Here is a 19,117-nt window from a genome sequence, read left to right as displayed (position 1 = left end):
CGACGCCGCCTGGCGGTCGGACCTAGAGCTCGATGCCGAGCAGCACCGGCTCCGGCTGCAACTCGACGCCGAACTCGCCGAGGACCCTGACCCGCACATAGCGGGCCAGCTCGGCGATCTCCTCGCCGGTGGCGCCGCCGCGATTCGTGATCGCGAGGGTGTGCTTCGACGAGATCGCGGCGCTCGACCCCGGCAGGGAGAAGCCTTTGCCGATACCCGACTGCTCGATGAGCCAGGCGGCCGAGAGCTTGGTGAGCTCGGTGCCGTCGGGCGCGGCCGGTTGCGCGTACCGGGGCGCATCACGCGGCAGTTCGCGCGCGAACGCCACCGAAACGACCGGGTTGACGAAGAACGAACCCGACGAGACGGAGTCGGGGTCGCTCGCGTCGAGCACCATGCCCTTGGAGGCCCGCAGCCCGAGCACCGTGTCCCGAACGCGCAGGACGGGGAGGCGCTCGCCGACGTCGACGCCGAGTGCCGACGCGAGTTGCGCGTACGCGATGGGGGCGCCGAGGTCGTCCGGCAGGTCGAGCAGCTCGAGCTCGACGCGCAGCACGACCCCGCGCCGTTCACCGCGTTTGAGGGCGCTCGTGCGGTAGCCGAGACCGAGGTCGTCGCGCATGATCCAGATGACCTCGTCGAGGTCGGCGTCGTAGAACTCGATCCGGCGCAGGGTCGACGCCACCTCCTGACCGTAGGCGCCGATGTTCTGCACGGGCGCGGCCCCGACCGAGCCGGGAATGCCCGCGAGCGCCTCGATCCCGGCGAAACCGAGGGCGACCGCCATGTCCACGAGCTCCACCCACGGCTCTCCCGCTTCGGCGACCACGAGCACGGTGCCGGCGTCGTCACGCTGGTCATCGACCGTTTCGATGCCGCGCGTCGCGATGTGGAGGACCGGCCGGTCGATGGGGTCGTCGCCGGCGATCGTGTTCGACCCGCCCGCGAGGATCACGAGCTCGTCGTGCTCGGCGAAGAGCCGCCGGGCACGCTCGACGAGCTCGTCCCGCGTCGTCGCGGTCTCGAACCGCCGCGCGGGGCCACCGACGCGGGTCGTCGTGTAGTCGGCGAGTCGCACCGTCATCGCGTCGCCGCCCGCGCGTCGGTCTCGTCGTCGCCGTCCGTTCCGGGCGCGAACCGGGCTCGCACCTGCGCCTTGCCCAGCACGGTCTTCCCCGCGCACGTCACCGTCAGGTCGATGCGACCGACGCCGTCGTCGCCGGCTGTCTGCCCCACGCGGGCATCGATCGTCACCTCGGCACCCTCATCTGCGTCGACCACGACCGGCCTCGTGAACCGCGTCGAGTACGACACGATGCGGGCCGGGTCGCCGAGCGCCTGCACGAGGGGCTGGATCGCGGCGCCCATGGTGAGCATGCCGTGCGCGAGGACGCCCGGCAGTCCGACCGCCGTGGCGATGTCGTCGCGGTAGTGGATGGGGTTGAAGTCGCCCGAGGCGCCCGCGTAGCGCACAAGCGAGTCGCGCGTGAACGTCATCGTCGTGGGGGCCGTGACGGCGTCGCCAACCTCGGCGGCCCGCCCGTCCCAGCCCGCGGGCATCGTCGTTTGCTCGCTCGCCCCCCGGCTCATGCCGCGACCTCCCCGCGCACGACAAGGGTTGCGGTCGCCGTCACGACGTGACCGCCATCGGCATCCGTCACGACGGTGTCGGCGGCGATCATGCTGTTGCCGCCGAGCGACTTGATGCTCGTGATCTCGAGGACGGCGCGCAGCTCGTCACCCGCGACGATGGGGCGCTCGTAGCGGAACCCCTCGTCGCCGTGCACGACGTTCTGGAGTTCGATGCCGGCATCGGGGTCGGCAAGGAACAACTGCATGCAGGCGTCCTGCAGCACGGCGGGGAACGTCGTCGGCGCGACCACGTCGGCGTAGCCGGCGGCCCGGGCCGCCTCGACCTCCAGGTGGATGCGATTGGTCGCGAACAGGGCGCGCGCCATGGCCCGCACGTGCTCGCGCCCCACGAGGTACGGCTCGGGCAGTTCATAGCGGCGGCCCACGAGGCCCTGGGAGTCACTCACCCGACCATCCTATGAGCCACGGACGCCCGCGCCCTGGTCAGTGGTGCGACGGACCCCGGACCCCGGTCGCCGGTGCCGCGTGCGAATCGCCGAGGTCGATCCGTCAGCTCGCGCGGCGCGCGCGGTGCTCCTCGAGGCTGACGGGATCAGCGTAGGCCGCGCCCCCCGCCTGGGCCCCGACGCCCGCGAATGGCTCGCCGGCCGCTGCTTCGACGGCTTCGGCGGCCCGCTCGTCGGCCTCGACGGCCTCACCGGTGCCCGCGGCGAGCACCGAGCGCTGCGCGAAGTCGAGCGTGCGGAGGTCGATGCGGGTGACCGTGTCGTCCGGCACTTCTTGCCAATCGTCCTGGTCGATGCCGGATGACGCGAAGACGGTCGTGCCGTCGGCTCGCCGGAGCATCTTCATGCGGTAGTAGTCGTCGTTGTGGTCGATCGGCAGCAGGTCTACGTCGACGCCGTACTCGGCGAATGTGTCGACCGTGACGTGCGCCGTCGACGAGGCCCGCACGACGAGCAGCTCGTTCTCGCTCATGAGCGTGGCGTTCAGGCTTGCGGTCGGGAACACCTCGCGCAGCACGCCGACCGCTTCAACGAGGCCGCGTCCGAGCGAGCCGAGGCGCCGCGCGTACTGCCGCACGAGGGCGAAGTAGAGCTCGCTGTCGGTGTCGCCGCTCACCCCCGCGAAGCTCGACGGCTCGAGCAGCCGGTGAAAGCGCGACGTTGGCGAAATCGTGCCGTTGTGGGCAAAGGCGATGCCCTCCGCGATGAACGGGTGCGTGTTGGTCATGGTGCGCTTGTGCGAGTCGGTCGCGAGCCGCAGGTGCACGAGACGCGCGGGCGAGGGCGTGTCGCGCAGGATCGTGGTGAGCACCGGATCGTCCTGCCCGGGCGTGGAGATGCGCAGCGATTCCACCTCTGGCGTGGGTTCGCCCGGGCCCGCCGCGAGCCACGCCGTGCCCCAGCCGTCGCTGTGGACCGTGGTCATGTGCTGAAACGCATCGCTGCGCATCTCGCCGATCACCTCGGAGACCGTCGTGGCGTGCGGGGCTGCGTACGCGAGCAAGCGGCACATGCGATGACTCCGTTCAGGCGGTCGGGACGGACAGACCGCTCCATCTTGCCTCGCGCCCGGCCGATCGCGCTCGGGCGGTGACGTCGTGTGACACTCCGTTCGCGCCCGGCCCAGTCTGGTCATCGTGCCGAACGTGCGGTTGCATTGGGGCATGCAGCCCCCGCACCGCCGCGTCGCCGCCCGATCCCGCGCGGCGACCCTCGTGGCGCTCGGCGCACTGTTCGGCGCCATCCTCGCCCCCCTGCCCGGCGGCGCGGCGGTCTCGGCGTCGGCCGCGCCCGCTCCCCCGCAGAACGTGCCCGCGCTCGTGCCGCAGCCCACCGCCGTTGTGGATGCCGACGGCGAGTGGCGGCCCGACGCGACCACACGCATCCTGATCGTCACGGAGCAGCCCGAGCTGTTCCCCGCCCAGAGCGCGCCACCTCACGGCCTCACGGGCGCGCCGGCGGACGGCGCCGTGCCCGACACCGAACCGTCGACCGCCCCTGAACGGCTCGCGGCCGAGGCGGCGCGCCTCGCGGCCGAACTCGTCGCGCTCGACGTCATGACAACGCCGCCGGAGCTGCACACGGTGACGCCGCTTGAGGCGGAGGACGTGGCGCTGCCGACCGATATCCGCCTCCGCACGACGAGCAGCACGCTTGCCGAGCCGCCGGACGGTCAGCCGGACGAGGCGGGTCGCCTCGAGATCGACGCCGAGACAGGGGTGGCGCTGAGCGCGCGCACCGACACCGGGCTTTTCCGCGCGAGCCGGGCGCTGCTGCAACTGCTCACCGCCCACGGCGGGGAGGCGCCGGCGGGTCTGTACGACTTCGTGCCCGCGACCGAGGTGCGCTCGGTGCACCTCGATATCGCGCGGAAGACCTACTCGCTCGAGTTCCTCAAGCAACTCGTCGACGAGCTCGCCTGGAACGGCCTGAACGAGCTCGAGCTGCACGTCAGCGAGTTCGAGGGCTTCGCGCTCGAGAGCACGACGCACCCAGGGATCCAGTCGCCGACCGTGCTGTCACAGGCCCAGCTGCGCGAGCTGCTCGCCTACGCCGAGGCGCAGCACGTGACCGTGACGCCGTCGCTCGACATGCCCGGACACCTCGAGCACGTGCTCGAGGCGCTGCCGCAGTACCGGTTGCTCGCGGCCGACGGCTCGCCCGTGTACGGCGCACTGGACATCACGAACCCCGAGGCGATCGCGTTCGCGCGCGAGCTCATCGCCGAGTACGCGGCGATCTTCGAGCCGGGACAGTGGAATCTCGGAGCCGACGAGTTCGTCGATTTCGACGACGACGGCGAGGTCGCCCTCCTGACGGCTGCGGCGCGCGCCGCGTACGGGCCCGATGCGACGGCGTTCGACGCCATGACCGCGTTCGTCAACGAGACGGCGACGTTTCTCGCCGATCTGGGCTTCACCACGCGGGTGTGGAGCGACGGCATGCTGCGCGCGAGCATCGTCGAACTGGACCCGGCGATCGAGGTGGCGCACTGGACCAGGAGGCCGCCCGGCTCGGTCCCGGCTGCAGCGTTCGCCGACGCCGGCCACCGGCTGATCAACGTCAACGACGAATACCTGTACTTCGTGCTCGGCGAGCGCGTCGGGTACGCCTATCCGACGGGCGAGGCGATTCTCGACGAGTGGCGACCCACGCTGCTGGCCGGCGACGATGCCGTGAGCCCGGATGCGATCGAGGGCGCGATGTTCGCGATCTGGAGCGACATCCCGGAGGCGCTCACCGAGGACGAGGTGCTCGAGCGGGCGCGTCTGCCGATCCAGGCCATGTCAGTGCGTTCCATGAACCCGGATGCGCAGATCGCCTTCTCGGACTTGGTCGACGCAGCCGTCGCGATCGGCCCGGCACCGGCGGGGCTGAGCGGCGTGCACGCCGCGCCCATCGCGCCGCCGGACCTGCCGTCGGTCGACGCCGGCCCATCGGCGCCTGCCGAGGAGACGGAGGGCGCCGCGGCGATCTCGAACCGGCTGCTGCTGACCGCCGGCGTGGTGGTCGCCACGATCGCGGTGATCGTGATGGCCGTGCTGCTCGTCGTGCGGTTCCGGCGAGTCGGCGCCGGGCGCGACGAGCGCGGGTCCGGGAGCGGACCGGGCGCCGGCGCCGAACCTGGCACCGACACCGATGGCCTGCCGACCCGGCCAGGCGGCCACGGCTAGACCTCCGGCCTCGGCGCCCGCAGGCGCTACGTGGCGACGCGCGCCATCGCTCGGCGAAGCGCGAGCGCCTTCAGCTCGACCTCGTCGGTCTCGGCCCCGGCCTCGCTCGCGAGCACGATCGCTCCGCCGGCGCCGATGGTCCACCGGCCGCCGGCGAAGACCGCGGTTCGGATGACGATGCTCAGCTCTGTCTGCCCGTCGGCGCTGAGCCAACCGAGCGCGCCGGAGTAGACGCCGCGCGGGCGACCCTCGAGCTCGGCCAGGATCTCGACGCTCCGCTGCTTCGGCGCCCCCGTCATCGAGCCGCCAGGGAACAGCGCCCGCGTCACGTCGAGCGATGTGACGCCCGGCTCAGCGACGCCGCGCACGGTCGAGACGAGCTGGTGCAGTGATGCGTAGCTCTCCACCCGCATGAGCGCCGGGACCTCGATGCTCCCGGGGCGGCAGACGCGGCCGAGGTCGTTGCGCAGGAGGTCCACGATCATGAGGTTCTCTGCGTACGTCTTGGGGTCGGTCGCGAGCGAGGCCGCGGCGCGGCGGTCGTCGTCGGGGTCGTCGCTCCTCGCGGCCGTGCCCTTGATCGGCTTCGTCTCGTAGCGTCCGTCACGCCCGCGCAGGTATCGCTCGGGAGACGCGCTCACGATCGCGACCGGTTCGCCGCCGTCGTCGAACTCGACGAGCGCCGCGTAGGGCGCGGGGTGCCGATGCGCGAGGTCCTCGAACAGTTCGAGCGCGTCGATCCGCATCGCCGCATCCACCTCGAAGGCGGTGGTCAAGCAGAGCTCGTACGAGTCGCCCGCGCGCAGCGCCCGCTGGCAGGCCTCGATCTTCGCCGCATACGCGGCGCGGTCGTCACGCCACGACCCGTCGACGACCGGCTCGCCGGCGCCGCCGGTCATGCCTGCGGTGTCGGCGGATGCTCGCGATCGGCCGTCCGGTTCTGCCACGCCGGGTGCACCGGCGGCGGCACGCAGCGCGTCGGAGACGCGGCGCGCCTCGCTCTGGAGTGCTGCGTCGGCGACACTCGTGTCGGCGCCGGCGACGCACACCGTGAGTGTGTTCTCGCGGTGGTCGATGACGACGTAGCGGGACGGACGCACCCAGCACGCATCCGGCGTCGATGCCCCGTCCGCGGCGACGCCGAGCTCCCGCAGGCCGAGCTCGTAGCCGAAATAGCCGATGTGCCCGCCTCGGAATGGCAGGTCCTCGCCGCCATCGATGCGCGTTGCGGCGAACCGCCCCTCGAGCCAGGCGAACGGGTCGTCGCAGGCGAAGGCCACGCGTCTGGGCTCGGACATCGCGCTGCCGCTCGACCACGAGTCGCGCACGATCGTGCCGGTGACGGCGCTCCCCCCGTGACGTGCCGCCCCCGTGACCGGCTCGTCGAGGCGGAACCGGAGGACGTACGCGTTGCCGTCACCGACCACGTCGCTGGCGTCGCCGAGCACGCTCCAGCGCGAGTCGTCGCCGTCGACGAGCGCCGATTCCAGCCAGAACGATCCGCGTCCGCGCGTGAGCACGTTGCGCACGATCGCGCGCGCGGCCGCCCGCGCGGTGATGCCGAAGCCCTCGAGTCCGAGGCGCTGCGTGCGAACGTGGAGTGTTGCCGGTTCGGCGCTGGGGCCTCCGACTGCGCCGGGAGGCCCGGCCGCGGCCGGCCGCGGCACCGCGACCGGAACGGTGCGCTCGCGCGGCGTCGCTTCGAGCGTCGGTTGGACGCTGCCGGGTCGCTGGCGCGCGAACCGCTCGACGACCGCGATGAAGTTCGCGAGGACTCGCGAGCCATCGGCGCTCGCGATCGACTCGGGGTGGAACTGCACGCCGAACCACGGGGTCGACTCGATCTCGAACGCCTGGATGACGGCGTCCTCGCTGCGCGCGGTCACGCGGAGGAGCGGCGACGGCGTGGGGCCTGGCACGATCGCGAGCGAGTGGTAGCGCGTCACCCGGGTGTCCGCGGGGATGCCCTCGAAGAGGCCGGCGCCCTCATGGCGGAGGGGGCTCAACCAGCCGTGCCGCGGCTCGGGCGCCGGCACGACCTCGTACCCGAACCGACGGGCGAGACCCTGATGCCCGAGGCACACGCCCAGCAGCGGCGTCGGCGTGTTGTCCCCCGCACGGCGGAGCACCGCGTCGATGAGGGCTCCTGAGGCCGCAAAGTCGCCCGCGCGGTCGGGGTGCCCCGGTCCCGGCGAGATGACGACGCCCGACACCTCGTCGGCGGCCAGGAGACGCAACGCCTCATCGCCGGCGTCGGCGGACACGACCCGCACCTCGAGGTCGGTGCGTTCGCGAAGGCGCTGAACCAGGTTGTAGGTGTACGAGTCTCGGTTGTCGAGGACGACGATCACAGTGGCTGCCACCAGCCTTCGGCTGCATCCAGCCACGCGCGTAGCAGGGCCTCGTCGTGGGTGCGGGAACTGCCGTCGACCGAGACGACCGGAGTGATGCCGTGGAGGGCGTTGACGTACCAAAGCTCGTCGACCTCGGCGGGGGTGAACCGTTCGACGCTGACCGCCGCAGGGGGGACGGGATGCGCGTCTGGCGTCGCCCCCGCGTCGGGCGCCGGGGGCGGCCCAGCAGGAACGCCCAGCGTGTCGAGCATGGCCGCGACGGTCGTGCTCGGCAGCGCGCGATCCGTGTCGGGCAGCACCAGCGTCAGCGCTGGCCCGTCGGGTTGGGCCGGGCGATGACGCCACCCGATGACCGCGCCGTTCGCCGCTTCGATGACGTGCCCCGCGGCATCCACGTACAGCGCATCGTCGTCGCCGGCCTCGCGCGCAGTTCCTCGGTCGCTCGCCGTTCGCTCGCCGTCGGCGCCCTTGAGGAGCGGGAAGCGCCGCCGGTCGCCGGCGACCGCCAGCCGGGTCGTCGTGCGCAACGGCGGTGCCGGGCGCACGGACACGTCGAGCGCGATGGCGCCGCTCGCCTCTGCTTCGAGCATGCGACGAGCCTGGAAGAGGGGGAACCAGTCGCCCTCGCGCGGAATCGATGCGATGCCCTCTCCCCAGACCACCTCGACCGCGGCTCGCGACGGCGCCTCCGTGCCGAACGCCGAGGTGAGCGCGGCGACGAAGCGTTCGAGATGCGCACCGGCCCGCACGGCGCGCCCGTCCCGCACGAGGAACGAATCGATGACGGTTGTCGGCGACTCGGGGGGCGGCGTCGGCGCGGCGTCGCGGTCGGAGGTCATCGCACCATTGTGCCGGTCGCGCATGAGGCCGGGAACATCCCCTTGCCGTTACCTATGTCGATAGGTATATTCGATCGCAGCGCAGTGCAGCGCCTTGCGACGTAAGGATCGAACGTGACGAACCCTGAAACAACGCCCGCGAACGCCCTCCGCCTCATCAGCGACTTTTCGGTTGAGATGACGGGGAAGCAGAAGGATATCGATGATCTGCGGGAGGCGGCGCCGCTGCTTCCGGCAGGAACCCGCGTGAATGTGACGTTCCTCGGGAATGAGAATCTGGAGATGCGGATTGCGGCGTCGAAGGCCGTGCTGGAGCTCGGCTTCACGCCGGTTCCGCATGTGTCGGCTCGCCGTCTCCACTCGGAGGCCGAGCTGACCGAGTTCCTCGCCGCGTTGCAGGAGATCGGTGCCTCGAAGCACATCTTCTCGGTCGGCGGTGATCCTGCCGAGCCGATGGGCCCGTACGGCTCGTCGCTCGAGGTCATCCAGTCGGGCCTGCTGCCTCAGTACGGGGTGGAAGACGTTTCGATCGCCGGTTACCCCGAGGGACACCCCGACATCGCGTCCGACGTGCTGTGGCGCGAGCTCGAGGGCAAGGCGGTGTCGCTTCGCGAGCAGAACCTCTCCGGTGTGATCCTCACGCAGTTCGGCTTCGACACGGACCCGGTGGCCTCGTGGGTGAACGACGTTCGCGGCCGCGGGATCGACTTCCCGATCCGGATCGGCACGCCGGGCCCGGCCGGCATCAAGCGACTCATCAACTTCGCAAAGCGCTTCGGTGTCGGCGCGAACGCCATGATCGTGAAGAAGTACGGGTTCTCGCTCACCAATCTGATTGGCACGGCCGGTCCTGACAAGTTCATCACCGAGCTCGGTGACCTGCTCGCCGCCAAGGAGTCGGCGGGTGATGTCGGCCTGCACTTCTACACGTTCGGCGGTATGACGGCCACCTCGAAGTGGGCGCAGGAGTTCACCGCGAGGCAGGAGGCCGCAAAGTGAACGCCCGCACCGAAGCCATGCGTGACCACGCGTGCCTCATCGTGTACGGCCCCGATAAGCGGGGCGTCGTCGCGGCGGTCACGGGCCTGCTCGCGCGCCACGAGTGCAACATCGTGTCGCTCGACCAGTACACCGACAACCCGGACGGGGGCGACTACTTCCAGCGGGTCGTGTTCACGCGCCCACACCTGACCGCGGCGTTGCCAGAGCTCGAGAGCGAGCTCGCCTCCACGCTCAAGCCGTTCGACATGGAGTTCAAGCTCACCGACCAGTCAGTGCCCAAGCGCATGGCGATCCTCGCCTCGACGTCGGACCACTGCCTGCTCGATCTCTTGTGGCGCCACCGCCGCGGCGAGCTGCCCGTGACGGTACCCATGGTGGTCTCGAACCACGACGTGACCGCGGATGACGTTCGCACCTTCGGCATCCCGTTCTTCCACGTGCCCTCGCAGCACGGCCCGGACAAGTCGCAGTCGGAGGCCGAGATCCTCAAGCTCCTCGCGGGCAACGTCGACTTCGTCGTGCTGGCCCGGTACATGCAGATCCTCTCGAACGACTTCATCGAGAAGGTCGGCGTGCCGGTCATCAACATCCACCACTCGTTCCTGCCTGCGTTCATCGGCGCCGGCCCCTACAAGAAGGCCAAGGAACGCGGCGTGAAACTGGTGGGAGCCACGAGCCACTACGTGACCGAGGAACTCGACGAGGGCCCCATCATCGAGCAAGACGTCGTGCGCGTCACCCACGCCGACACCGCGGTCGACCTTGCACGCCGCGGCGCCTACGTCGAACGCGAAGTCCTCTCGCGCGCCGTCACCTGGCACGCCCAAGACCGCGTCATCCGAAAAGGCAACCACACCATCGTCTTCTAGACGACGACGTCCGCACCCCACCATCCACCACCGCAACACCGAGAAACGGAAGGTTCCCACAGTGGCGAACAACCTCCAAGAGCTGCTCGACGAGACAAGTGCCGTCGAACTGCTGCGCAACTCGCAGATCGGCTCGTACATCTACCCCGTCGTGCCCGCCGACTTCACCAACTGGATCAAGGAGCAAAAGGCGTGGCGCGACACGGCCGTGCTCTACGACCAGTCGCACCACATGGACAACGTGTTCCTGAAGGGCTCTGACGCGATCAAGCTCATCTCGGACACGGCGATCAACTCGGTCGCCAACTTCGCCGTCGACAAGGCGAAGCAGTACGTCCCCACGACCGCAGCGGGGCACGTCATCGGCGACGGCATCCTCTTCCGCGAAAGCGAGGACGAGTACGTCTACGTCGGTCGCGCCCCCGCGTCGAACTGGCTCATGTACCACGGTGAGACCGGCGACTACAAGAACCTCGAGATCGAGGTCGACCGCCGCTCGCCATCGCGCCCCTACGGCCACGCCGTGCAGCGCCGCTACTACCGCTTCCAGATCCAGGGCCCCCGCGCCTGGGATGTCATCGAGAAGCTCAACGGCGGACCGCTCGAGCAGCTCAGGTTCTTCAACATGTCGACGATGACCATCGCCGGCAAGCAGGTTCGCACGCTGCGCCACGGCATGGCCGGCGCCCCCGGCCTCGAGATCTGGGGCCCCTACGCCGAGCACGACGAGATCCGCGACGCGATCGTCGAGGCGGGCGCCGAGTTCGGCCTGCTGCCCGTCGGTTCGCGCGCCTACCCCTCGAACACGCTCGAGTCGGGCTGGATCCCCTCGCCGCTTCCCGCGATCTACACGGGTGAGGCCGAGCAGGGCTACCGCGAGTGGCTCGGTGTCGACAGCTACGAGGCGACGGGCACGCTCGCCGGCTCGTTCGTGTCGGACAACATCGAGGATTACTACATGACGCCGTGGGAGCTCGGCTACGGCTCGTTCGTGAAGTTCGACCACGACTTCATCGGCCGCGACGCGCTCGAGAAGATGGACCCGGCCGCGCAGCGCCGCAAGGTCACCTTCGCGTGGAACGCCGAGGACCTCGGCAAGGTGTGGACGTCGCTCCTCAACGTCGACGGCCCCAACTACAAGTTCTTCGACCTCCCGCTCGCCAACTACGGTTCGGCGAACTACGACGCCGTCATCGACGCCGACGGCAACGTGGTCGGCTACTCGATGTTCACGGGCTACAGCTCGAACGAGCGCCGCGGCCTGTCGCTCGGCGCCGTCAACCCTGACGTGCCCGAGGGCGCCGAGCTCAAGATCGTCTGGGGTGAGCCGAACGGCGGCACCAAGAAGGCGTCGGTCGAGCCGCACGAGCAGACCGAGGTCCGCGCCGTCGTGAGCTCTGTCCCCTACTCGACGGTCGCTCGCGAGACCTACCAGGGCGGCTGGCGCACCGGCTACACCGACTAGCCGAACAACACCGCACCCTCGCGTATTCGCGCGAGCGGAGGGGGTGGGGCGACTGCCCCGCCCCCTCTGGTGTTTCGGGCGATGGTGGACCACGCGCCGCCCGGACACCTCCACACACGCTTTTTCGAAGGGAGCGTCCCCGTGAGCTTGCGCTACGCCCTGCTCGCGCTGCTGCGCGTCGGCCCGCAGTCGGGCTACGACCTGCAGAAGCAGTTCTCGGTCTCGGTCGGACACGTCTGGCATGCTCCCGACTCGCAGATCTATCCGGAGCTTCGCCGCATGGATGCTGACGGCCTCATCGAGGCCGAGGAGCAGGCGCGCGGTACCCGCGGCACGCGCCGCGTTTACCACATCACGCCCGCGGGCGACCAAGCGTTCATCGACTGGATGAATGAGACGCCCGACTATCAGCGCGTGCGCGAACCGGCCAATCTGCGGGCCTCCTACCTCGAGGCTGCGACCCCAGAGGCGGCCCGCGGTTTCCTCCGCGCGCACATCGCCCACTGGGAGGGCGAGCTGAGCCGCTGGGAGAACGAGCTCGTCATGATCGACTCGAGCACCAACTCGATGCTGCAGCGCCGCCTCGCCGTCACGCGCGACGAGGACCGCGAGCGCACGATCGCCTACAAGCGGTTCACGTACGAGGGGCTCGTCGAACGGGCGAAGACCGAGATCGCGTGGGCGAAGCGCGGGCTGAAGCTGGTCGATCGGTTCGAGCGCGAAGCGGACGTCGAGGCCGGGGAGAAGAGTGGGGACGACGCCGAGGCCGGTGCGGGGGTCGAGACCTCCGCCGCGTCGTAGGGCGCACTCGACCGGCGCGCGGCTGCTCGCCGCTACGCCACCGCGACGCCCGAGGCGGCGGCTTCGCTGCGGATGACCTGCGCCGCCTCGGCGAAGAGCGCGGCGCCGTCGTCGAACGGCGCGCGCCAGATCTTGAGATGGTTGGCCGCGGCCTCGGGCAGGATCGACCGTGAGAACGCCTCGACCCCCACCCTGCCCCGGTAGCCGGCCTCGAGGGCGGCGGCCAGCACCGAGCGCACGTGCGCCGCATCGCTCGCGAATGCTCCGCGGCCTGCGTCGCCGAGCTCGAGGTAGCCGAGCCATGGCGCGGCGGAGCGCACGGCCTCGGCTGGGTCGGGCTCTTCGACCCTGAGGTGGAACGAGTCGAGGTGCACGCGAAGATTCGACGATCTCGATGCCGTCGCGAACGCCACCGCCTGCGCCGCCGTGTTGATCGCCGCCGTCTCGTAGCGGTTCAGCACCTCGAAGGTCATGAGCACGCCCTGGTCGGCCGCCTCGTCGGCGACCCGACCGACCTCGTCGGCGGCGTGCAACATCCGGTCGTCGTCGACGGGACCGGCCGGCGACTCGAAGCGGCCATACGGCACGCCATTCAGTTGGTCGCCGCCGAGCCGCACCGTCAGTGCGACCATGGCCCGCAGGGCGTCCGCTCCGCGCTGGCGCACGGCGGGATCACGCGACGAGACGTCGGCGTCGACCGTCTGCCCGGCGATCGGGATGGGCACGATGCCATGATCGTGGAACCGCCCGCGCAGCGCCTCGACGTCGACGGCCGCGGGATCGACGGGAGGCAGCACCGCCGCCGCGCACCCGTGCTCGCCGAGGGCGGCGAGCGCGGGCAGCAGCTCGCCGTCGCCGAGCCCCGCGATGAGTACGTTGAGATGGCACGCGAGCTCGATCGTCCCGTCCCCGGGCTGCCGGCCGACCGGATCGGGCGCCATCAGAACTCGGGCAGGTCGAGTCGCTGCTTGAACGACGAGTAGCCGTCCTCGACCTGCACGACGGTGCCGTTGATCGCGTTCGCCTCGTCGGAGGCGAGGAAGGCGACGACGTTGGCGATCTCTTCCGGTTGCGTGAGGGCGCCGCGCAGCTGCTCGGCAGCGAAGGTCGCCCGCAGCTCGTCCGAGAACTGATTGATGATCGGCGTCGCGACGCGGCCCGGTGTGATCGCCACCGCGCGCGTGCCGTACTGCGCGAGCTCGTACGCAGCCGAACGGGTGAAGGCGATGACCGCGGCCTTGGCGGCGCTGTAGGTGAACGAGAGCTCAGCACCGTGCTCGCCGTACACGGAGGAGGTGCTGATGATGACGCCCCCGCCGCCCTGATCGCGGAACTGCCGGCCGGCGGCGAGGATGCCGTAGTAGACGCCGTGCTGGTCGACGCGGATCATCGGCTCGTAGTCGACCTCGGGGTCGTGGTCGAGCAACGGCTTGCCCCCCGCGATGCCGGCGTTGTTGAAGATGACGTCGAGCCGTCCGAACGCGTCGACGGCCGATGCGACGGCCGCCTCGACCTCGGCGAATGACGAGACGTCGACCCCGACGGCGACCGCTCGGCCCTCCCCCGCCGGCGTCGCGACGGCGTCTGCGACCTCCTGCGCCCGCCCGACGTCGATGTCGGCGATCGCGACGCTCGCGCCCTCGGCGATGAACTTCTCCACGGTCGCGCGCCCGATGCCGCTCGCTCCGCCCGTGATGAGGGCGACCTTGCCCTCGAGTCGCTTCGTCATGTGTGTGTTCCCTTCAGCGTGGTGATGGTTCGGAGGATCGGTGGGATGCCGTTGGGACGGCGGCGAGCAACCGGCCGTTAGTCGGTCGGCTCGATCTCGTCGACGTTCGAGCTGTCGACGAGCGTGACGTCGACCGCGACGAAGTTCTCGCTCGGCAACGTGCCGTCGGCGGCAAACTCGCCCATGGCATCCATCACGGTCTGCATGACATCGGGCCACGGCTGCACGACCGTCGCGATCATGGGCCCGCCTGACGAGATCGCGTCAAGACCGATGCCGACCGCGTCGACGCCCGTGACCACGATGTCGTCGCGTCCGGCCTCGCTGATCGCCTGCGCCGCGCCGATCGCCGCGTGGTCCCAGCCGCACCACACGGCGTCGAGTCCCTCAGGGTTGGCCTGCAGGTAGTCGGTGACGAATCTGAGTGCCTCCTCCTGCGAAGTACCGGGACTGAGCACCTGTCGGATCTCGCCGCCGGCGATGTTCGCCCCGGCGCTCTGGAACGCCTCGAGCGCCATGTTGCTCCGCGTCATGATGCCGACGTGCGGATCATGGCCGATCACCATGATGTCTTTGTCGGCCAGGCCGCCGAGCGCGTCGTCTATCGCGCCGACTGTGAGGTCGGCGATCTGCTGCTGGTTCGTCGTCACGTCCAGCACGAAGTCATCGTTCGGCTCGACGCCTCCGTCGATCGAGAAGATCGGGATGCCGGCGTCGTTCGCAGCCGTCACGAGCGGCGTGATCTGGCGGGGGTCGGGAAACCCGGCAAGCACGGCGTCGGCGCCCTGCGTGATCGCGGACTGCACGTCCGTATTGATCTTGTCGTAGTCGAAGTCGCTCGTGTAGAGGGTGACGTTCCAGCCGAGCGCCTGCCCCTCTTCGACGAAGCGATCGAGGGTCGATTTGCCGACGGGCGTGCCGTAGCCCGCGGTGAACGCCGCGACGGTAAACGCGTCGGGGTCGCCGCCCGCGGCGTCGGAGCATCCGGTCAGGCCGATCGCGGTGGCGAGGGCGAGGCCCGCGCCGATCAGGGTTTTCGTACGCATGCTGTTCTCCTTTGATACTGCTGCGTTGGAATGTGGCGGCTTCGCCGCCGGTGAAGAGGGATGCGCCCAGCACGATCGGCGCGCGAGGACAGCTCCGATGAGCCGAACGCCCGAGCCGCTCAGTGTTGTCGGGACTTGACGGCAGACATCGTCACGGCGGCGATGATGATGATGCCCGTGAGCACTTCCTGCACATACGTGTTGACGCCCAGGATGTTGAGACCATTGCTCATGACGCCGATGATGCCGACGCCGACAAGCGTTCCGCCGATGTTCGCCTGGCCCGAGCGAAGGATCGTCATGCCGAGGAACACGGCCGCGACTGCGAACATCATGTAGTTGTTGGCCGAGGTGGCGCTCGCACTGCCGAGCCGGCTCACGAGGATGATGCCGCCGACGGACGACAGCATGCCGGCGACGGTGAAGGCGAGGCAGCGACCGAGTCGGACGTCGATTCCCGAGAGCCTGGCGACCTCGGCGCTACCGCCGATCGCGTACCAGCGGCGGCCCTGCGTCGTGAAGCGCAGCACGACCCAGGCGAGCACGGCGACGACGACGGCGAAGACCACGGGCGTCGGAAGGCCGAGCGGGCGCCCCTGACCGATCCAGAGGAAGTCGTCCGGCATGCCGTAGAGCGTCGTGCCGCCCGTGACGATGAACGCCAGGCCGCCGACGGTCGTCATGGTTGCGAGGGTCGCGACGATGGCGGACAGCTTCATATAGGCGACGAGCACACCGTTGATAAGCCCGACGAGCGTGCCGACGGCCAGACCCGCGATGATGGCGACGGAAGTCGGCGTTGCCGTCGTCATGAGCACGGCAGCGGTCGCACCCGAGAGCGTGGCGTTGGTCCCGACCGAGAGGTCGATGTCACCGACCACCATGACGACGGTCTGCGCTGCCGCAATAATCGTGAGGATTGCGACTTGCTCGAGGATGTTCCGGATGTTACCGACGCTGAGGAACGCGTCAGGTCGCATGGCGCCGAACACGATGATCAGCATGAGCAGGGCGATGATCGTGCCGCCCTGCCAGAACCAGACGCCGATCGATGGGCGTTCGCTCGGCTGCGGAGGCGCGCTTGGCGCGGTCGTCGATTCAGTGGCGGTCATCGGTGACCCTTCCGTAGGCGTACGCGAGCAGCTGTTCGTCATCGGCGCCGTCGGCGCCGACGCTCCCGGCGATGCGCCCCTCGTGCATGATCATGATGCGATCGGACAGGCCGATCAGCTCGGGAAGTTCGGAGCTCACCGCGATGACGGTCGTTCCGTTCGCCGCCAGCTGCCGGATGAGACGGTAGATCTCGGCTTTCGTGCCGACGTCGATGCCGCGGGTCGGCTCGTCCATGAGCAGCACCTTCGGCTGACGGGCGAGCATCTTGGCGAGCACGACCTTCTGCTGGTTCCCGCCCGAGAGCTGACCCACCGGCTGACCTGGCCCGCGGGCCTTGACCTGGAAGTTCGCCAGTCCGGTGCGCGCGAGCTCGGCGACGGCGCGCTGCGACATCCACCCGATACGGCTGAGGGCGCCGAGGTTGGCGAACGCGATGTTGTCCTGGATCGACCGGTTGAGCACGACCCCCTGGCTGCGCCGCTCTTCCGGTACGAGTGCGATGCCGGCGTTGAGGGCGCGCCCGACACCGCCGAAGCGACCGACGGGCTCTTCATCGACGAGGACCCGGCCGGCCGTTCGTTTCTGGGCGCCGGCGATCAACCGCAGCAGCTCGCTGCGGCCCGAACCGGCGAGGCCACCGATCCCCAGCACTTCACCGGCGTTGACCGAGAACGAGGCGTCGACGACGCGATGGCCCGACAGCCCTTCGACGCGCAGCACCTCGCGCGACGTCGCCGTGCCGCGGTCGGGGTACATCGTGTCAGCACGGCGTCCAACCATGGTCGAGATCACCTCGTCGATGGTGGTCTCTGCCACGGTGCGGGTCACGATGGTCCGCCCGTTGCGCATGACCGTCAGCCGGTCGCACAGCTCGAAGACCTCATCCAGCCGGTGCGACACGTACACGATCGCGACGCCCTCCGCGCGGAGGCGCCGCAGCGTCTCGAACAGGTCGCGGATTTCGGTGTCGGTGAGCGACGCGGTGGGCTCATCGAGGATCAGGACTCTCGCGTCGGTCGCGAGCGCGCGGGCGATTGCGACCATGGTCTGCTTCACGGGTGGCAAGGCCCCCGCCAGGCGTCCGAGCGGGATGCGCTGGTTGAGGCGCGCGAGCTGACGGTTCGCCTCGGCGTGCAGACGGCGCCAATCGACGAAGCCCGCTGCGGCCGGCGTCCGCTCGCCGAGCACGATGTTCTCAGCGACCGTCATGCTCGGGATGATCGAGATCTCCTGGTACAGCGCGACGATACCCGCGTGGTTCGCGGCACGAACGTTGGGGATGCTCACGTGCTCCCCGTCTCGCGATATCTCACCGGCATCCGGCGGAAGGACACCGGTGAGCGCACGGATCAGCGTCGACTTTCCCGCGCCGTTCTCGCCCAGGAGCGCATGGATCTCGCCCGGCAGCACGTCCAGGTGCGCGTTGTCGAGCGCGAGCACACCGTCGAAGCGCTTCACGATGCCGTTGGCCTCGAGCGCCGGGACCATGGCAGGTGCTGGCGCGGGACGATTCGGGGAGGGCCGCGTCATGAGGCGCCCGCCGCATTCGGGGGGTCGTGCGCGTCGAGATCGTTGCAGCGGATGAGGACCTTGGCGTACCGGCCGCTGATGTGCACGCGGAACGCCTCTGCTGCGTCATCGAGGTCGAAAACGGCCTCGGTGAGCTCGTCGAGTTCCAGGTGCGGCAGCAGTTGCAGTGCGCGCGGGAAGGCGTAGGGCGAGACGAACACCCCCGTGATCGTGAGCTCCTGCAGGTAGAGCCGGTCGGAAAGGTTGAGCGGCATCTCGTAGGTCTCCGGATACATCGCGCCGTACACGACCGTGCCGCCGCGCGCGGCGAGGTCGAGCAGGCCGGCGACCGCGCGGGGGGAACCGGATGCGTCGATGACGGCATCGAAACCGGCCCCGCCCGTGATGCGGTCGGCTTCGGCCTTGAGATCGCCGCCCACCGGGTCGATGACGTGCTCGGCGCCGTGGCGCAGCGCCATGTCGCGCCGCTCGGCGATGGGCTCGATGAGGGTGAGCGAGGTCGCGCCGGCGCGCTTCAGCACCTGCAGGGCGAGCTGACCGATCGGGCCGCCGCCGCAGATCACGACGCGGTCGCCGACGCGGATGTTCGCCTTGTCGGCGATGCGCACCGCCACCGAGGTCGGCTCGAGGATGCAGCCGTGCCGCAGCGAGACCGTCTCGGGCAGCACGTGCACCTGCGACTCGTGCCACGTGACCGTCTCTGCCATGCCCGGGCGGTTGTAGTCGCCGATGCGCTCGCAGAACTGCTGGCGCCCGTCGACGCACGGCGGGCACGAGCCGCAGAAGCGCAGGAAGTTGCCGGCGACCCGGTCGCCGACCTTCAGGCGCCCGCGGCCGGCGACGACGCCACCCTGCGCGCCGAGCGCCTCGATGACGCCCGAGAGCTCGTGACCCAGCCCGATCGGCACATCCGTGCCGAAGAACCCTTCGGCGAGGTGCGGGTCGGAACCACAGATGGCCGAATACGCGACGCGGATGCGCACGTCCTCCGGCCCCAGCTCTGGCGCGGGCAGGTCGACGATGCCGATCCTGCCCCGCGCGGCCTCGTCGGGGTCGCGCAGGCTGCCGATCTTCGTGACCGCTACCGTTTTCATTCG

The 19,117-nt window shown here is 70.0% G+C and carries 17 protein-coding genes; 5 read left to right on the top strand and 12 right to left on the bottom strand.

Features of this window, described 5'->3' with window-relative positions:
* Positions 1–22 precede the first annotated feature (22 nt).
* The 4 genes from F8O04_RS10215 to F8O04_RS10200 form a co-directional block, all read right to left on the bottom strand.
* Entirely contained in the window at positions 23–1,084 is a 1,062-nt protein-coding gene (locus F8O04_RS10215; RefSeq protein WP_158029287.1) for a UDP-N-acetylmuramate dehydrogenase, read from the bottom strand.
* On the bottom strand, positions 1,081–1,560 hold the full coding sequence (locus F8O04_RS10210; RefSeq protein ID WP_158029636.1) for a MaoC/PaaZ C-terminal domain-containing protein: 480 nt from the start codon (positions 1,558–1,560) through the stop codon (positions 1,081–1,083). The genes F8O04_RS10215 and F8O04_RS10210 overlap by 4 nt, the downstream gene beginning before the upstream one ends.
* A gap of 26 nt (positions 1,561–1,586) precedes the next feature.
* A complete protein-coding gene (locus F8O04_RS10205) occupies positions 1,587–2,039 on the bottom strand; it encodes an FAS1-like dehydratase domain-containing protein (protein WP_158029286.1) in 453 nt (150 codons plus the stop codon).
* Positions 2,040–2,142: 103 nt separating this feature from the next.
* Positions 2,143–3,111 carry a class II glutamine amidotransferase gene (locus tag F8O04_RS10200; RefSeq protein WP_188726384.1) on the bottom strand — a complete coding sequence of 323 codons (969 nt, stop codon included), beginning with the start codon at positions 3,109–3,111 and terminating at the stop codon, positions 2,143–2,145.
* 151 nt (positions 3,112–3,262) lie between these two features.
* Here F8O04_RS10200 and F8O04_RS10195 point away from each other — a divergent pair, with 151 nt between their 5' ends.
* Positions 3,263–5,272: a beta-N-acetylhexosaminidase gene (locus F8O04_RS10195; RefSeq protein ID WP_188726383.1), complete on the top strand. Its 2,010-nt coding sequence runs from the start codon at positions 3,263–3,265 to the stop codon at positions 5,270–5,272.
* A 26-nt stretch (positions 5,273–5,298) separates the two neighbouring features.
* Here F8O04_RS10195 and F8O04_RS10190 read toward each other — a convergent pair whose 3' ends face one another.
* Together F8O04_RS10190 and F8O04_RS10185 are read right to left on the bottom strand one after the other, a co-directional pair.
* Entirely contained in the window at positions 5,299–7,635 is a 2,337-nt protein-coding gene (locus F8O04_RS10190; protein ID WP_188726382.1) for a chorismate-binding protein, read from the bottom strand.
* Entirely contained in the window at positions 7,620–8,465 is an 846-nt protein-coding gene (locus F8O04_RS10185) for an aminotransferase class IV (protein ID WP_188726381.1), read from the bottom strand. Before F8O04_RS10185 ends, F8O04_RS10190 begins: the two co-directional genes overlap by 16 nt.
* 114 nt (positions 8,466–8,579) lie before the next feature.
* On the opposite strand from F8O04_RS10185, the gene F8O04_RS10180 reads away from it, so the two are divergent.
* From F8O04_RS10180 to F8O04_RS10165, 4 genes are all read left to right on the top strand, one after another.
* A complete protein-coding gene (locus F8O04_RS10180; RefSeq protein WP_308420199.1) occupies positions 8,580–9,464 on the top strand; it encodes a methylenetetrahydrofolate reductase in 885 nt (294 codons plus the stop codon).
* A gap of 17 nt (positions 9,465–9,481) precedes the next feature.
* Positions 9,482–10,336, top strand: a complete 855-nt coding sequence (gene purU, locus F8O04_RS10175; RefSeq protein ID WP_158029634.1) for a formyltetrahydrofolate deformylase — start codon at positions 9,482–9,484, stop codon at positions 10,334–10,336.
* A 61-nt stretch (positions 10,337–10,397) separates the two neighbouring features.
* Positions 10,398–11,801, top strand: a complete 1,404-nt coding sequence (ligM, locus tag F8O04_RS10170) for a vanillate/3-O-methylgallate O-demethylase (protein WP_158029281.1) — start codon at positions 10,398–10,400, stop codon at positions 11,799–11,801.
* 141 nt (positions 11,802–11,942) lie between these two features.
* On the top strand, positions 11,943–12,602 hold the full coding sequence (locus F8O04_RS10165; protein ID WP_158029280.1) for a PadR family transcriptional regulator: 660 nt from the start codon (positions 11,943–11,945) through the stop codon (positions 12,600–12,602).
* A gap of 32 nt (positions 12,603–12,634) precedes the next feature.
* Here F8O04_RS10165 and F8O04_RS10160 read toward each other — a convergent pair whose 3' ends face one another.
* From F8O04_RS10160 to F8O04_RS10135, 6 genes are all read right to left on the bottom strand, one after another.
* A complete protein-coding gene (locus tag F8O04_RS10160; RefSeq protein WP_158029279.1) occupies positions 12,635–13,543 on the bottom strand; it encodes a sugar phosphate isomerase/epimerase family protein in 909 nt (302 codons plus the stop codon).
* Positions 13,543–14,331: an SDR family NAD(P)-dependent oxidoreductase gene (locus F8O04_RS10155; protein ID WP_158029278.1), complete on the bottom strand. Its 789-nt coding sequence runs from the start codon at positions 14,329–14,331 to the stop codon at positions 13,543–13,545. The genes F8O04_RS10160 and F8O04_RS10155 overlap by 1 nt, the downstream gene beginning before the upstream one ends.
* Before the next feature lie 77 nt (positions 14,332–14,408).
* A complete protein-coding gene (locus F8O04_RS10150; RefSeq protein ID WP_158029277.1) occupies positions 14,409–15,377 on the bottom strand; it encodes a sugar ABC transporter substrate-binding protein in 969 nt (322 codons plus the stop codon).
* Positions 15,378–15,496: 119 nt separating this feature from the next.
* Entirely contained in the window at positions 15,497–16,489 is a 993-nt protein-coding gene (locus F8O04_RS10145; protein ID WP_158029276.1) for an ABC transporter permease, read from the bottom strand.
* Positions 16,476–17,978, bottom strand: coding sequence for a sugar ABC transporter ATP-binding protein (locus F8O04_RS10140; RefSeq protein ID WP_158029275.1), 1,503 nt, complete (start codon positions 17,976–17,978; stop codon positions 16,476–16,478). The genes F8O04_RS10145 and F8O04_RS10140 overlap by 14 nt, the downstream gene beginning before the upstream one ends.
* 38 nt (positions 17,979–18,016) lie before the next feature.
* A complete protein-coding gene (locus F8O04_RS10135) occupies positions 18,017–19,114 on the bottom strand; it encodes a zinc-dependent alcohol dehydrogenase (protein ID WP_158029274.1) in 1,098 nt (365 codons plus the stop codon).
* Positions 19,115–19,117: the final 3 nt, after the last annotated feature.

It is taken from the genome of Pseudoclavibacter endophyticus (genome assembly GCF_008831085.1).
Taxonomy (GTDB): Bacteria; Actinomycetota; Actinomycetes; order Actinomycetales; family Microbacteriaceae; genus Pseudoclavibacter; species Pseudoclavibacter endophyticus.
The sequence above is the reverse complement of the archived record's forward strand: the minus strand, read 5'-3'. Positions and strand labels throughout refer to the sequence as shown.